The organism is Indioceanicola profundi (assembly GCF_003568845.1).
GTDB classification, from domain to species: domain Bacteria; phylum Pseudomonadota; class Alphaproteobacteria; order Azospirillales; family Azospirillaceae; genus Indioceanicola; species Indioceanicola profundi.
Genome location: NZ_CP030126.1, coordinates 1,208,272 through 1,222,873, shown reverse-complemented (window position 1 = coordinate 1,222,873; position 14,602 = coordinate 1,208,272). Strand labels below are relative to the sequence as shown.

General features: G+C 67.1%; 16 protein-coding genes and 1 tRNA gene. 5 read left to right on the top strand and 12 right to left on the bottom strand.

Annotated features, from left to right (window positions below; all coding sequences use genetic code 11):
* Positions 1–3 precede the first annotated feature (3 nt).
* From ccoS to ccoG, 4 genes are read right to left on the bottom strand one after another with little or no spacing between them, the layout of a single operon-like run.
* Entirely contained in the window at positions 4–174 is a 171-nt protein-coding gene (gene ccoS, locus DOL89_RS05770) for a cbb3-type cytochrome oxidase assembly protein CcoS (RefSeq protein WP_119678276.1), read from the bottom strand.
* Positions 175–177: 3 nt separating this feature from the next.
* Positions 178–2,565, bottom strand: a complete 2,388-nt coding sequence (locus DOL89_RS05765) for a heavy metal translocating P-type ATPase (protein WP_119678275.1) — start codon at positions 2,563–2,565, stop codon at positions 178–180.
* Positions 2,562–3,065 carry a FixH family protein gene (locus tag DOL89_RS05760; RefSeq protein WP_225889915.1) on the bottom strand — a complete coding sequence of 168 codons (504 nt, stop codon included), beginning with the start codon at positions 3,063–3,065 and terminating at the stop codon, positions 2,562–2,564. Before DOL89_RS05760 ends, DOL89_RS05765 begins: the two co-directional genes overlap by 4 nt.
* 10 nt (positions 3,066–3,075) lie before the next feature.
* Positions 3,076–4,662: a cytochrome c oxidase accessory protein CcoG gene (gene ccoG / locus DOL89_RS05755; RefSeq protein ID WP_225889914.1), complete on the bottom strand. Its 1,587-nt coding sequence runs from the start codon at positions 4,660–4,662 to the stop codon at positions 3,076–3,078.
* A 177-nt stretch (positions 4,663–4,839) separates the two neighbouring features.
* On the opposite strand from ccoG, the gene DOL89_RS05750 reads away from it, so the two are divergent.
* The gene (locus DOL89_RS05750) at positions 4,840–5,283 is read left to right on the top strand and encodes an antitoxin Xre/MbcA/ParS toxin-binding domain-containing protein (protein WP_162937350.1); all 444 of its coding nucleotides are present in this window, start codon (positions 4,840–4,842) and stop codon (positions 5,281–5,283) included.
* Positions 5,283–5,759 (top strand): RES family NAD+ phosphorylase, encoded by a 477-nt coding sequence (locus DOL89_RS05745; RefSeq protein ID WP_225889913.1) that lies wholly within the window; start codon positions 5,283–5,285, stop codon positions 5,757–5,759. The genes DOL89_RS05750 and DOL89_RS05745 overlap by 1 nt, the downstream gene beginning before the upstream one ends.
* A 78-nt stretch (positions 5,760–5,837) precedes the next feature.
* Here DOL89_RS05745 and ccoP read toward each other — a convergent pair whose 3' ends face one another.
* From ccoP to ccoN, 4 genes are read right to left on the bottom strand one after another with little or no spacing between them, the layout of a single operon-like run.
* Positions 5,838–6,707 carry a cytochrome-c oxidase, cbb3-type subunit III gene (ccoP, locus tag DOL89_RS05740; protein ID WP_119678272.1) on the bottom strand — a complete coding sequence of 290 codons (870 nt, stop codon included), beginning with the start codon at positions 6,705–6,707 and terminating at the stop codon, positions 5,838–5,840.
* A gap of 6 nt (positions 6,708–6,713) precedes the next feature.
* Positions 6,714–6,881, bottom strand: coding sequence for a cbb3-type cytochrome oxidase subunit 3 (locus tag DOL89_RS05735; RefSeq protein WP_119678271.1), 168 nt, complete (start codon positions 6,879–6,881; stop codon positions 6,714–6,716).
* A gap of 9 nt (positions 6,882–6,890) precedes the next feature.
* Positions 6,891–7,622, bottom strand: a complete 732-nt coding sequence (ccoO, locus tag DOL89_RS05730; protein ID WP_119678270.1) for a cytochrome-c oxidase, cbb3-type subunit II — start codon at positions 7,620–7,622, stop codon at positions 6,891–6,893.
* 14 nt (positions 7,623–7,636) lie between these two features.
* Complete coding sequence (gene ccoN, locus DOL89_RS05725; protein WP_119678269.1) at positions 7,637–9,121, bottom strand: cytochrome-c oxidase, cbb3-type subunit I; 1,485 nt, start codon at positions 9,119–9,121, stop codon at positions 7,637–7,639.
* A 233-nt stretch (positions 9,122–9,354) separates the two neighbouring features.
* Between ccoN and DOL89_RS05720 the strand changes: the two genes are divergently transcribed.
* Entirely contained in the window at positions 9,355–10,137 is a 783-nt protein-coding gene (locus tag DOL89_RS05720) for a DUF2189 domain-containing protein (protein ID WP_119678268.1), read from the top strand.
* Between the two features lie 34 nt (positions 10,138–10,171).
* On the opposite strand, the gene DOL89_RS05715 is transcribed toward DOL89_RS05720, so the two are convergent.
* On the bottom strand, positions 10,172–10,939 hold the full coding sequence (locus DOL89_RS05715; protein ID WP_119678267.1) for a sulfite exporter TauE/SafE family protein: 768 nt from the start codon (positions 10,937–10,939) through the stop codon (positions 10,172–10,174).
* Between the two features lie 116 nt (positions 10,940–11,055).
* The gene (locus tag DOL89_RS05710) at positions 11,056–11,439 is read right to left on the bottom strand and encodes a hypothetical protein (RefSeq protein ID WP_162937349.1); all 384 of its coding nucleotides are present in this window, start codon (positions 11,437–11,439) and stop codon (positions 11,056–11,058) included.
* A gap of 220 nt (positions 11,440–11,659) precedes the next feature.
* On the opposite strand from DOL89_RS05710, the gene DOL89_RS05705 reads away from it, so the two are divergent.
* The gene (locus DOL89_RS05705; protein WP_119678265.1) at positions 11,660–11,899 is read left to right on the top strand and encodes a hypothetical protein; all 240 of its coding nucleotides are present in this window, start codon (positions 11,660–11,662) and stop codon (positions 11,897–11,899) included.
* A 94-nt stretch (positions 11,900–11,993) separates the two neighbouring features.
* Entirely contained in the window at positions 11,994–12,746 is a 753-nt protein-coding gene (locus DOL89_RS05700) for an SAM-dependent methyltransferase (RefSeq protein WP_119678264.1), read from the top strand.
* Between the two features lie 68 nt (positions 12,747–12,814).
* Here DOL89_RS05700 and DOL89_RS05695 read toward each other — a convergent pair.
* Together DOL89_RS05695 and DOL89_RS05690 are read right to left on the bottom strand one after the other, a co-directional pair.
* A tRNA-Glu gene (locus DOL89_RS05695) sits at positions 12,815–12,890 on the bottom strand.
* 105 nt (positions 12,891–12,995) lie between these two features.
* Positions 12,996–14,504, bottom strand: a complete 1,509-nt coding sequence (locus tag DOL89_RS05690; protein WP_119678263.1) for a hypothetical protein — start codon at positions 14,502–14,504, stop codon at positions 12,996–12,998.
* Positions 14,505–14,602 lie beyond the last annotated feature (98 nt).

The window sequence follows — 14,602 nt, the reverse complement described above, 5'->3', positions numbered from 1 at the left end:
AGGTCAGCTATGGCCGGGTTTGGCCGGCAGGGGCCTGTCCTCGTCGTAGAGTATGCGGGTGGCGGCCCCGTCGAGATCGTCGAACTGGCCCGTCCGCACCGACCAAAGGAACGCCGCCAGCCCGATCAGGCCGAGGATGAGCGCGATGGGAATGAGGAACAGAAGGCTGATCATGTCTCAGGCTCCTTTCGCCTGTTTGCCTGCCCCGCGGGACAGGCGCAGCGCATTGGCCATCACCACCAGGGAGGAGGAGGACATGGCCACCGCCGCCACCAGCGGCGTGGCGAGTCCCACCATGGCGATGGGCACGGCGCACATGTTGTAGGCCAGGGTGAAGCCCAGATTCTGCTTCACCAGCCGCTCCGCCTTGCGGGCGGTTTCCAGGATTTCCGCCACCGGCGCTAGAAGGTTGCCCTGGAAGACGGCGTCGGCTGTGGTCTGGGCGATGTCCACGGCGGTGGAGGGGGACAGCGACACGTCCGCCGCGGCCAGGGCCGCCGCGTCGTTCAGCCCGTCGCCAACCATCAGCACCCGCCGCCCCGCCGCCCGCAGCTCCGCCAGCCGGGCGCATTTGCCGGCCGGGTCCACGGCGGCCCGCCATTCCGGGATGCCGAGCGCGGCGGCGAGTGCGGCAACCGTGCCCGGCCGGTCGCCGGACAGCAGCTCCACCCGGTAGCCCCGCCGCTTCAGCCTGCCGACCACCTCCGCCGCGTCGCCACGGGCGCGGTCGGCGAAGGCGAAGCGGACCGGCGCCCGGCCGGGGCGGGACAGCCAGAGCTCCGGCCCCTCGCCCACGGCCTGCGGCCCGGCCTCGATCCCGACGAAGGCCGCCTTGCCCAGCCGCACCGGCCCGGCCGGCGTCTCCATCTCCAGCCCCTGCCCCGGCAGCTCCCGGACGCCATTCGCCACGGGACCGGGGCCGGCGGCAGCGGCCAGGGCGCGGGACAGCGGGTGCTTGCTGGCGCGGGCCATGGTGGCGGCAAGGCGCAGATCTTCGCTCCGCCGCTCCCTGTCGGGCAGCAGCTCGGCCCGGCCGGTGGTCAGCGTTCCCGTCTTGTCGAAGACGATGGTGTCCACCCCCGCCAGCCGTTCCAGCGCCGTGGCGGATTTCAGCAGGGTGCCGGCCCGCATCAGCCGCTCGCTTGCCGCCACCTGCACCGCCGGCACCGCAAGCGCCAGGGCGCAGGGGCAGGTGATGATCAGCACCGCCACCGCGATCAGCAGCGCCGGCTGCCAACCCAGGCCGAAGCCCAGCGTCCAGGCCAGGAAGGTGCCCAGCGCCAGGGTATGGACCACCGGCGTATAGAAGCGGGCGACGCGGTCGGCCAGCGCCACATAGCGTGCCCGCCCCTGCTCCGCCGCCTCCATAAGCCGCACGATCTCGGCCAGGAGGGTGCCTTCGCCGCTGGCGGTCACGGTGAGCCGCAGGGGGGCGGCCAGGTTGACCATGCCGGCGAAGACCTTCGAACCGGGCCGCACCGGCTGCGGCGCGCTCTCGCCCGTCACCACGCTGGTGTCGAGTTCGGAGCTGCCGTCCGCCACGGTGCCGTCGATGCCGATCCGCTCTCCCGCTGCCACTAGCACGGCGGCGCCGACCGGGACGGCGCCGGGCGGGGCAAGACGGGTGGTGCCGTCCGGGTCCAGCACGGTCACCGGCTGCCGGCCCAGCGCCAGCAGATGCTCCGCCGCCGAGCGGGCGCGGCCGCGGGCGCGGCTGTCCAGGTAGCGCCCGACCAGCAGGAAGAACAGCAGCATCACGGCGCCGTCGAAATAGGCGTGCGGGCCGAGATTGATGGTCTCCCACAGGCTGATGCCGGTCGCCAGCGTGACGCCCAGCGAGATCGGCACGTCCATGTTGGTCCGCCCGGCCTTCAGCGCGGTCAGCGCCGACCGGAAGAAGGGTCGGCCGGCGTACAGCACGGTCGGGAAGGCGATCAGGGCGGACAGCCAGTGCATCAGCGTGCGCGTCGCCTCCCCCATGCTGCCGGCATGGCCGGACCAGACGGAGACGGAGAGCAGCATGATGTTCATGGCGGAGAAGCCGGCCACCGCCATGGCGCGCAGCAGCTCCCGCTCATGCAGGGCCTGGGGATCGCTTTCGGCCGCCATGTCGAACGGAGCCAGCCGATAGCCCAGCCGGGCCACGGTCGCGACGAACCGCTCCGCCAGCTCGCGCCCGCCGGTCCAGCTCAGCGTGAGCCGGCGGGTGGTCAGGTTCACGCGGGCGCTCTCCACCTCCGGAAGCCGCCCCAGCGCGCTCTCGATCAGCCAGACGCAGGCCCCGCAGGTCAGCCCGTCCACGCGCAGCCGCAGCGTATGGCTGCCATCCGCCCCGTCCACGATGTTGGAGGCGAGGTCCAGCTTCGGCGCATCCTGGGCCGCAGTGGGGGCCACGGCATCGCGCCGCGCATAGTAGGTCTCCAGCCCCAGCTCATGGATCAGCGCATGGGCACCGGCGCAGCCGGCGCAGCAGAACTCCGCCTCGCCCGCCGGAACGGGCTGGCCGCAATGCCGGCACAGGGCCGGGGCGCCGACGATATCCGGTTCCGCGTAGGCGAGGCTCATCTGATGTCCAGCCTTTCGATCAGGGTGAAGGCGTCGCCGCCGCGTGTGGCCCTGGCCTTCAGGTCCCATTGGCCGGGCCTGGGCAGCTCGACCCGTGCCACATAGCGGCCGTCGCCGGCCGCCTCGAAATGCACCGGCACGTCGTCGATCACCTCGAGCGGGCGGACCATGCGGCCCTCCAGCGCCAGCCCGTCCAGCGCCCCGCCGTCACGGTCCCGCGCGACCACGACGAGCCAGCCCTGCCGCTCCCCGTCGGTCGCGGCGAATGCCGCATCCAGCGTCCAGCCCAGTGCGTCCTGCTTCGCCTGGGCGTCCAGCACCTGGTTGTAGTGGACGCCCCGCTCATAGGGCTTTTCCACCGAGAGCCCGCTGAAGGTGGTGACGGAGTAGGTGATGAGGGTGGCATTGACCGCCACCACGACGCCCATCGCGCCGACGAAGACCCAGGGAATCCAGGCGGACTTGCGCTGGGGGGCTTGGTCCCGATGCATCATGGCCATGTGCGTGTCCTCAGTACCGGTGCGGGCGGGGCTTGTGCGGACCCATGAAGACGGCTTCGTAGATGTCGCCGTCCCCGCTGACCGGATCGCGCAGGATGAAGTCGAAGGACGTGTTCTCCTCCTCCGCCGCGCCGTGCGGCAGGGAGATGAAGACGCGGTAGGTTTCAGCCGTGTCGGGGCGGGTGTGCAGCACCACGGCCCGCCCGTCCGCCGCCTCGCCCACATCCTGCACCACCAAGGTGGCGCCGGGCAGGCCGTCCAGGGACAGGTCGAAGGCGACATCCTCCCGCTTCTTGTTCAGGACCCGCAGCGTGTAGCCGTTGCGGATGGAACCGTCGGAGAGGGTCACGAACAGCGGCGCGCGGTCGCGCAGGACACTGACCTCCACCGTGGTCCGGAGCACCAGCGCGGCCAGCATGATCCCGGCCACTGCGGCCACCAGCGCGGCATAGATCACCGTGCGCGGGCGGACGAAGCGGAAGCGGGGCGGCAGGCTCTTGGCCTTCGCCTCCTGGTTGGCCAGGGTGTCGAACTGGATCAGCCCGCGGGGGCGCTGCATCCTGTCCATAATCTCATCGCAGGCATCGATGCAGAGGCCGCAGCCGATGCATTCCATCTGCTGGCCGTCGCGTATGTCGATGCCCATGGGACAGGCGGCGAAGCACTGGCGGCAGTCCACGCAGTCGCCGAAGCCAACCGGCGGCGCACCCGCCTTGGTCTTGCCGCGCCGCTCCCCGCGCCAGTCCTCGTAGGTCACGACCAGGCTGTCCTTGTCCAGCATGGAGGCCTGGAAGCGCGGCCAGGGACACATGTAGGTGCAGACCTGCTCCCGCGCCCAGCCGGCCAGCAGATATGTCGTGGAGGTGAAGAGGCCGACGAAGAAGTACTGCTCCACGCTGGCGCCGCCGGTGAAGAAGTCCGCCACGAAGGTCGGCGCGTCGTTGAAGTACAGCGCCCAGGCCCCGCCCGTCGCCAGCGCGATCAGCAGCCAGGCGGAGTGCTTGGCGATCTTCTTCGCGACCTTCTGCACGGTCAGCGGGCCCTGGTCCAGGCGCATGCGCTTGGCCCGGTCGCCCTCGATCAGCCGCTCCACCCACATGAACAGGTCGGTCCAGACCGTCTGCGGGCAGGCATAGCCGCACCAGAGCCGGCCGAAGAGCGAGGTCACCAGGAACAGGCCCAGCGCCCCCAGCACCAGCAGCCCGGTGATGAAGTAGACCTCCTGCGGCCAGATCTCGATGTCGAAGAAGAAGGCCCGCGGGGCCGTCATGTCGATCAGCAGCGCCTGGTCCGGCGCTCCCGGCCCGCGGTCCCAGCGCAGCCAGGGCGCCAGATAGTAGAGCGTCAGGCAGAAGCCCAGCACCGCCCATTTGATCCGGCGATAGGCGCCATGGACGGCCTTGGGATAGACCCGGACACGGTCGGCATAGAGCGGCACGGAGCCGGAGCTGTCGGCGGGCAGCGGCTGCGCCTTCGCCGTTCCGGCGCGTGCGCGCACGGCCGCGAAATCGCGCTCCGCGGCGGCTGCCTTCTCCAGCAGGGTCGTATGGCCGTCCATGGTGACCTCGGGTGAACAGTTCGGGCGCCGAACGCCCATGACCGCACCCTATGCCCCCCGGCCCGCCCGCCGCTTTGCGCTAGATCAATGGTCCCGGCTCTGTTGCCCTTTTCCGGCGCGGCGGGCTGTCGCACGGTTCGGGGCCGGATGCCTCGATCGCCTTGAAACCATGCTTATATGAGACCATTATCCGTCTCAGATGAGATGGAGGTGATCATGTACGATGCTCCCCTGTTCGATGTGGCGACGGTGCTTGGGATCGAGGTCGGGAATCGGAACGATGTTTCTCCGGTCGCCATCGCTGGCATGATCGAGAACGGCTTTCCTCTGCACGCACTGGACCGCGTTACCCAGGCGGTTGCACCGGCGGACCAGACGATCAAACACCGCATCGTTCCCCGCGCCACGCTCGCCCGCCGCCGGAAGGATGATGCGGAGCGTCTGACATCGGAAGAAAGCGGCCGCACCTACCGCTTGGCCCAGGTCTGGGCGGCATGTCTCGACGTCTGGAAGGAACCGGAAGCGGCGCGCGCCTTTCTCTATCGCTCCCATCCCTTGCTGGATCAGCGCCGGCCCATCGACGTCGTGCTCGGCAGCGACCTCGGCGCAAGGCTGGTGGAGGATATACTGGGACGGCTCAAATTCGGATCGGCGGCCTGATGGCGCAGATCCTGGATCGTGTGCTCCGCTGCTACCGCATCGGGGACCCGGCCGGCACCTATCCCATCTTCGATGCGACCGGTTCGAAGCTCTATCCGGGCCGGTGGAATACGCCAGCCAGCCCGATGATCTACACCAGCGAGCATTACTCCACGGCCATGCTGGAGAAGCTGGTCCATGGCAGCGGCGTCATGCCCCCCAACCAGCATTTCATAGAGATCACCCTGCCGAACGGGCTCAGCTACGAGGCGGTCACGGCGCACTCGCTCGCCCATTGGGACGAGCCGGCGTGCAGTGCCGCCAAAATGTTCGGCGAGCGGTGGCAGCAGGAGCGCCGGTCCGCCATCCTTTTCGTGCCGAGCGTGGTGGCGCGGATGGAACGCAACATCCTGATCAATCCGGAACATCCGGAGTTCCCGCGCATCCAGCATTCACTGCATGAGCCGATCCGCTGGGACGACCGCCTGTTCCTGTGACCCGTATAAAAAATGCCGGCCGCGGGCAGGCGGCCGGCACCAGTCGAACCGGGTGGCAGGTGGATGGGATGCGGCCTGTTACTGGCCGCCGCCTAGCGCATGGACATAGGCCGCCAGCACCTTGACGGTGGCCGGGTCCAGACGCTCGCTCCAGGCCGGCATGTTGCCGCGCCGCGCATAGGTCACGGTGTGCACCACATCGGCCTTGCTGCCGCCATAGAGCCAGATGGTGTCGTTCAGGCGCGGCGCGCCCATCTCCGCCATGCCCTCGCCCTTCTCGCCATGGCAGGCGGCGCAGTTGTCGGCATAGACCTGGGCGCCCCGCTCCGCCGCGGCGGCGTCGGTCTGGGTGCCGGTCAGCGACAGGACATGTTCCGCGACGTCGTTGATCTGCTCCTTCTCCAGAAGCTGGTCGGCGCCGAAGCGCGGCATGTCGGAGAGGCGGCTCTCCGCATTGGCGTTGCGGACGCCGTAGCTGACGGTGTGCAGGATCGCCTCCGGCGAGCCGCCCCACAGCCAGTCGTCATCGGCCAGCGTCGGGAAGCCCGGCGCGCCGGACCCGCCCGCACCGTGGCAGCCGGCGCAGTTGTCGGCGAAGGCTTGGCGGCCCTTGGCCTGGACGAAGCCCATCAGTTCTGGATTGCCGCGGATCTCGGCGATGTCGGCCGCCTCGATCTTGGCCAGCACCGGGGCGATGCGCTCCTGCTCCGCCGCCATGCTGGCCGCCAGCTCCTTGCGCTGGGTCCAGCCCAGCGTGCCCTCCGTCGCCTCCTTGCCGGTGGGCCAGGCGGGGTAGAGGACCGTGTAGCCCAGGGCGAAGACGATGGAGGCGTAGAAGATGTACAGCCACCATTTCGGCAGCGGCGTGTTCAGTTCCTTGATGCCGTCCCACTCATGGCCGGTCGTGGACTGGCCGGTGGGGGCGTCGTTCTCGATCTTGGTCGACATGACACCTTACCTCGTCTTCGCCGCCGGGACCGCATCGTCCCGCAGCGGAATGTTCGCAAAGTCCTGAAGCACCTGCCGGCGCGACGGCCAGAAGGCCCAGACCACGATTCCCGTGAAGAGCAGCATGAACCAGACCAGCCACAGCTCACGGAGCAGGATGTAGAGTTCGTGCATCGCCGCCTCCTACTGCTTCACGTCGTCGGGGCTGATCCGGGTGAAGTCCACCAGGGTGCCCAGCATCTGCAGGTAGGCGACCAGCGCGTCCATCTCGCTGACGAACCTGGGATCGCCGTCGAAATCGCCGACCACGGCCTTGGGATAGCGGGCCAGCAGCTCGGCCGTGTCCGCATCCGGGTCGGTCCCGGCCTGGAGCCGCAGGTCCGCAGCGGCTTTCTCGATCTGCTCGTCGGTGTAGGGCACGCCGACGGCGCGGTTGGCCTTCAGATGCTCACCGATATCCTCGGCGTGCAGCGGCTTCTCCGCCAGGAACGGGTAGCCGGGCATGATCGATTCCGGCACCACGGCGCGGGGGTCGATCATGTGGGGGACGTGCCAGTCGTTGGAGTACTTGCCGCCGACGCGGGCCAGGTCCGGACCGGTGCGCTTGGAGCCCCACTGGAACGGATGGTCGAACATGCTCTCCGCCGCCAAGCTGTAGTGCCCGTACCGCTCCACCTCGTCGCGGAAGGTGCGGATCATCTGGCTGTGGCAGTTGTAGCAGCCCTCGCGCAGGTAGATGTTGCGGCCGGCCAGCTCCAGCGGGGTGTAGGGGCGTACACCCTCCACCCGCTCGATGGTGGTCTCCACCGTGAACAGCGGGACGATCTGGACCAGACCGCCGATGGACACGGTGATCAGGGTGAGAACGGCCATCAGCAGGACGTTCTTCTCAATGGGCGCGTGCGAGAATTTCATGGTTCAGGCCCCCCTCACTCGGCCGGCGTCGGGACAAGCCGGGGCTGCTCGGCCTCGGCCGCCTCGCCGCTCGTGGCGGTGCGGTACAGGTTGTAGGCCATGATCAGCGCGCCGGTCAGGAACAGGACCCCGCCCAGGCCGCGGATCACGTAGTAGGGATGCATGGCGGCCACCGTCTCCACGAAGGAGTACTGGAGGAAGCCGAACTCGTCGTAGGCGCGCCACATCAGGCCCTGCATGATGCCGCTGACCCACATGGAGGTGATGTAGAAGACGATGCCGATGGTGGCGATCCAGAAGTGCCAGTCGGCCAGGGCCTTGCTGTACAGCCCCCGCTTCTTCCACAGCACCGGCACCAGATAGTAGATCATGCCGAAGCTGATGAAGGCGACCCAGCCCAAAGCGCCGGAATGCACATGGCCGATGGTCCAGTCGGTGTAGTGGCTGAGGCCATTCACCGCCTTCACGCTCATCACCGGCCCTTCGAAGGTGCTCATCCCGTAGAAGCCCACGGCGGTGACGGAGAAGCGCAGGCCCGGATCGGTGCGCAGCTTGTCCCAGGCGCCCGACAGGGTCATCAGGCCGTTGATCATGCCGCCCCAGGAGGGCATCCACAGCATGACCGAGAAGACCATGCCCAGCGTCTGCGTCCAGTCCGGCAGCGCCGTATAGTGCAGGTGGTGCGGGCCGGCCCAGATGTAGAGGAAGATCAGCGCCCAGAAGTGCACGATCGACAGGCGGTAGCTGTAGACCGGGCGGTCGGCGGCCTTGGGGATGAAGTAGTACATCATGCCCAGGAAGCCGGCGGTCAGGAAGAAGCCCACCGCGTTGTGACCGTACCACCACTGGATCATGGCATCCTGCACGCCCGCCCAGGCCGTGTAGGACTTCACCCCGGCGAAGCTGACCGGCACCGCCAGATTGTTGACGATGTGCAGCATGGCGACGGTGATGATGAAGGCCAGGTAGAACCAGTTGGCCACATAGATGTGGGGCTCGCGCCGCTTGATGATCGTGCCGGCGAAGATGATCAGATAGACCACCCACACGAAGGTCAGCCACAGATCAACATACCATTCGGGCTCGGCATATTCCTTGCCCTGGGTGATGCCCATCAGATAGCCGGTGGCCGCCAGCACGATGAAGAGCTGGTAGCCGAAGAACAGGAACCAGCTCAGCTCCTTGCCTCCGAACAGCGGCGCGCGGCAGGTGCGCTGCACGACGTAGAGGGAGGAGCCGATCAGCGCATTGCCGCCGAAGGCGAAGATCGCCGCCGACGTGTGCAGCGGGCGCAGACGCCCGAACGTGGTGTATTCCAGGTCCAGATTGAGCTGCGGGAACGCAAGCTGGAACGCGATGATGACACCGACGGCGAAGGCCGCGATGCCCCAGAACATGGCCGCGATGACGAAGGCGCGGACCACATCCTCATGGTACGCCTCCTGTGCAGCGGGCCGTGCCGCCGCGAAGGATGCCCCGCCGGTGAGTGCGACGCTCATAACTACCCCCGGTCTCTGCTGAATTCTTGTGCCCTCGCCCGGTTCCGAAGCGGACCGCCGGGGGCATTGCGAGTGGCGCAGATTTGCAGCAGGGCCGATCCAGCCGCATTGATTTGCATCAAGGACGGTGAAGGGCGCGAACAACCCTCGCACAACCCCGCGTTTCAAGTAGAATGGCGGAAAAGCCGCAGGGCCGGATTGAGCCCGCGGAACGGCTCGGGAGGGAGCGCCAGATGACCGATATCCACGCACAAGCCGATCTCACCGCTCCGCTGCCGCGGGTGCGGCGGATCGCCCCGGACAGGCCCTGGGCGTGGCTGCAGGCCGGCATGCGGGATCTGACCGCCGCGTGGCGCGTGTCGCTGGCCTATGGCGCCGCGGTGGTGGCGTTCAGTTGGGCACTGGTCCTGGCGATGAGCGGCGCCGGACTGCTTTTCCTGCTGCTGCCGCTCTGCGCCGGATTCATGATCGTCGGCCCGCTGGCAGCCGTGGGGCTGTATGAGACCAGCCGGCGGCTGGAGCGCGGACAGGAGCCGAGCCTGACGGCCGCCGTGACCGCGCTCCGCGCCAATGCGCTTCAGCTTTCCCTGTTCTCGGCCGGCCTGCTGATGCTCTGGCTGCTGTGGATCAGGGTGGCGATCCTGCTCTACGCCCTGTTCTTCGGCCAGATGAACCCCAACCTGGACAATCTGGCGCGGGTGCTGTTCACCAGCGATGCCAGCCTACCGTTCCTGCTGACGGGAACCCTGGCGGGCGGGGTGCTGGCATTCGCCACCTTCGCGATCTCCGCCGTCGCGATTCCCATGCTGCTGGACCGGCCCACGAACGCCGCCACGGCTGTCGCGACCAGCATCATGGCCGTGCGCACGAATCTGAAGCCGATGGTGCTCTGGGCCTTCATCATCGCCTTCTGCACCGGTCTCGGCCTTGCAACCCTGTTCTTCGGGCTGGCGGTCGCCCTGCCCCTGATCGGCCATGCGAGCTGGCATGCCTACAAGGAGCTGGTCGGGGACTGATCCCTGTCGCGGCATCCCCGGCTTCCGCGCGCTTTCATGCGAAGGCGTGCCACGCCATCGTGCCGACCACCACGGCGTTGAACAGCATCAGCACCGGCGCCAGCACCCTCATGGTTGCCGTCCAGCGCGACGCCGCCACGGAACCCAGCACGCCCACGGTGATCAGGCTCGGCGCCGTGCCGAGTGCGAACGCACCCATGACCAGGGCTCCGCCAAGGCTGGAGCCGGTACCGACCGCGGAGGCCAGTGCCGCATAGAGGAAGCCGCAGGGCAGGAAGCCGAGCGCCACGCCCAGCGCGTATCCGTTGACGCCGCGGGGGTCGGCCAGCAGGGGACGCAGGAACCGGGCCAGGCCCACGCCGATCCGCGCCCCGAACGCCATGCCGCGATGATCCGCAGCCCGTCCCAGGGCCGGGAGCCAGCGCCCGAACCCCTTCAGGGCGCGCTGAAGGAACAGCACCGCGGCGATGAGCAGCACCGCCCCCAGCAGCCAGCGGAAGCCCGTTCCCGCCACCACCATGCCCGAAAGGCCGGCCACGATGGCTCCAAGGACGGTGTAGGTGGTGACTCGGCCCAGATGGTATGGCAGGAGCAGCCCACCCTGCGCCCGCACCAGCACCGGCGCGCCGGCGGCCACCGGCTGGTGCCCGGCGATTCCGCCGGCCACCTGGGCCATGACAAAGGGGCCGCACATGCTGGTGCAGTGACCGAAACCTCCCGCCAGTCCGGTCATGAACATGGCGGTAATCAAAGGCCAGAGACCGTCGATGGTGCTGGCTGCGGTGTGAGCATGCTCATGCATGGCAAAGGGTCCGGAAAGCAGGCAGGACTGTCATCCCATACCTGCCTTTCCGGACCCCGCGCCTTGATGAAGATCAGTTGATGAACGGTTTGGCGGCTGAGCGCCTGGACGCCAACCTAGTTCGTTCCAGCCTCGGCACTGGCCTGCGCGGTCATTGAACCGGTGGAACGGCACTCAGCCTCCGCCATCACATGCGGGCCGTACTCGGTGGCTGGATTGACCTGCCCGTCCTGACCGACGACGCCGACCTCGATGAACCACATATTCTGGCCCTGGCTGCGGACATTGGTCGTGACTTCGCCCGTGCCCGGCGCGAAGTTGTTCTGCAGCCGCTCCATATTGGTAATGACCGGCTCATAGCCTTCAAGGCAGGCGATCTTCACCTGCTCGGCCGGGGGGATCGGGGAAACCACGGTGGTTTCCGGATCGGCCATGGCTACGGCCGGCAACATTGCCCCGACGAGGGCTGCGAACGCACTGATCCTGATCGAAGACGTCATGAGAATCTCCCGCTCGATTTCCATCGAAGGTGTTTCTCATCAACGCGTCGCTTCCGGGACGGTTCCCCCGCCCCCGACGCACACCCCTATCCGGAAGGATAAAATGTCACAGGCGGAAGCACGCCGCCGATGGTTATGCTGCAATGCAACATAACCAGAAACCTGCAGATCGTAGGGACGGACAGCGCACCCGAAGGCGAACCCCAAGCCGGAGGCTGTCATGCTCACTGCGTTTGTCCTGGTCTGCTCCCTTGCCCTCACTCCCGATCTGAAAGCCTGCGACCGCGATACAGCGGTCCATCTATATCGCCTGCCCGAACAGGTCGCGGTTCCCGGGACCTGCCTGAAGCTCGGCAGCGCCTATCTCGCTCAGACGAACATCGGCTCCACCCTGTCTTCCGATGAGCGCGTAAAGATCGTCTGCGTGCCGACCCGGAAGCTCTATGCCGGCAAGGTCTGAGCTGCGTGGTTGCACGGTCCACGCGCCCCTTCGGCAGCCATGCCTCACCGGCCATTCCTGGGCTATGATCCGGTAAGCATGCAGGAGGCGAAGAATGGACCGTCAGCGCTTCAGCTATATCGCTCATCGAAACCACCAGTTCTGCAGCCCCTGCTCCGCGGAAACCTTCGATGCCTTGCTGGCGCCATTGGACCTGCAGCCGGGGGACAAGGTCATCGACCTCGGTTGCGGGACCGGCGGTATGGCAATTCTGCTCGCCCGGCGTTTCGCTGCACAGGTCCTGGGCGTAGACCTGTCCCCCCGCATGATCGATGCCGCGAGCAGACGAGCTGATGCCGAGCCCGGAGAGGGTACGATCAGCTTCCAGACGGGGGATGCTGCTGAATTCATCGCAGATCATGGTCCCTGCCGCATGATCGTGGCCAGCGGCGCCGGCGGTCTGGTCCCCGGAGCCGCGACCATGGCTGAGACGCTGAGGGGCCTGGCGGCGCATCTGGTTCCCGGCGGCTGGCTGCTCCATGGCGAGGGATACTGGAAGAAGCCGCCGAGCCGAAGCTATTTGGAAGCACTTGGTGCCGCCGAAGATGAATTGACCTCTCACGCCGGGAATGTCGCTGCGGGCGAGTCCGCCGGGCTTGTTCCTATCCTGGCGATGACGGCAAGCGAGCGGGAATGGGATGTCTATGAGTGGACCTACTCCACCGCGGTGGAGAGCCACCTCGTCGAACATCCAGACGATCCGGATGCGGATGCCATGCGGACGCGCATCCGAAACTGGCGGCGCACTTACCTCACCGAAGGCCGGGAGACCCTGGGATTCGGGCTGTATCTGTACCGCAAGCCATAATGCCACCCAGCCCCATTCCGGCATTTACCAGAGGGCCAGAAGACAGGCTGATTTTGCTGGATGTAAGGTGGCGTCCCCTACGGGATTCGAACCCGTGTCGCCGCCGTGAAAGGGCGGTGTCCTAGGCCTCTAGACGAAGGGGACTGCGGCCGGACGCGACAGATAATGGGGTAGAGCCCCTAATGCAAGCCCAATTGTGAGCGTCATTGCGCTTTATCTCTTTTGGTCGGATTCCATCCCCTGTCCGGTTCATTTGTAACGCGCCGCCGTCCGTTCCAGCCGGTAGGTCAGCTCAGTCAGCGGCTCCGTCTGCGGAAGCAGCCTGATGACCTGGGTCATTGCCGCCAGTTGCGCCAGACACACGGGATGGCGCATGCGGGCGCGCAGGAACTCCAGCCTGAAATTGACGCCGATCTGAAGCTGATGGATCAGGTCCGCCTCCTTCGGACGGAAAGCGCGGTCCAGCCCCTCCTGGTCGGAATATCGGCGGCAGGCGACGAAGAGCAGCGCAGCGGCCTGGGCCGTCTGCACCTCCTCATCCGTGGGCGGGTGGCACATATCGGGCTCCAGCCGCATCTCCGCGCCGTTATCCTTGATCTGACGAACGGGAAGAACCTGGCAGACGTCCCGCACAGCGAGGCTGGCGAAATTTTCAACCGCCGCATTGATGCGCGTGCGCGCCTCGCCCAAGCGCCGGTTCCACTCCGGATTCTCGTCGGGCCGCCCCTCCTCGGCCAAGCCCTTGATCATCGCAGTCGCATCGGACACCAGCCTCGCGCAGGTGACCAGCCATACTCGGCGGCTGGTTCCGTTCCCGGTTGCCTCGGCGCGGCCGATCTCTCCCAGGATGCGCGTCAGGTCATTGAACAGGCGCGTGGGGATCAGGCACAGATGCTCATCGCTCATTTTCGACATGTCGGTCGACAGAATCCTCACCAGTCGCAGCGCCTGCCAGGGCTGGGCGAGGGACTGGATCAGACCGAGGAGGAAGTACTCCACCACTGCGCTCGGTTCGGCATGGAACTCCGCATAGGCGCTACGGGCAGCAAGTACGGCTGCCGGCGCGAAATCGCTGATCGGTCCGCTGGAGCTTCCGGCAGCCTCCCGCACACGGCGTAGGGCCGGCGTGATCCGCGGCGAAACGGCCAGCACCGCCGCTATTTCCTGTAGCTCAACAAGCGCCTGATCACTCCCGAGGATGCTCAGCGTCTCCGCCCGACATGCAGCATCGCATCCAACATCCCGAACCAGCCTGATCGTGGCCTCCGCAGCCGATTGCGTGCCTTGGGAAATGTGCTGGGAAAGCTCCGACCAGCGCCCTGCCCGCACAGCGGCGGCATAAGCGGCTTCCGCCTCCCGCAGGCTTTCCCCATGTGGGGAATAGTTAAGGATGCTCCACCAGCCCGACAGCACACTGCGGGGAATCCATCCACGGCGCTTTGCTTCTAGTACGCCGCCATTGAACAGGAACGGCTCAAGATGCGCGCAAACGGCCCTCTGGAAGGTCGGAAGCCTTTCCGGACGAAGATCTTTCAGCCGCGGCCGCAGGCACTCAAGTATCCGCTCGTCCGTAGGATCGCGTCTTTCGGATGCACGCGCCAGTTCAACAGCCCGGGCGACGCGCAGCAGCGACGGTTCATCCAGCTCGCTGAGATGGGCCTCCAGCTTGGATGCCGCAGTGTCGACGCCGCCAGCGGCGGAGCAGTTTTCGAGGGAGGGCTCGCCTCGCGGTTCTGCCGATACTGCCCGTTTCTCCATGCCTGCTACGATCCCTCGTGGTGGTCCAATCCGGTCCATCCAGCGGGGCCGTCGCAGCAGATGACCGCACGATGCATTCCGCGTCGAAAGCGATCATG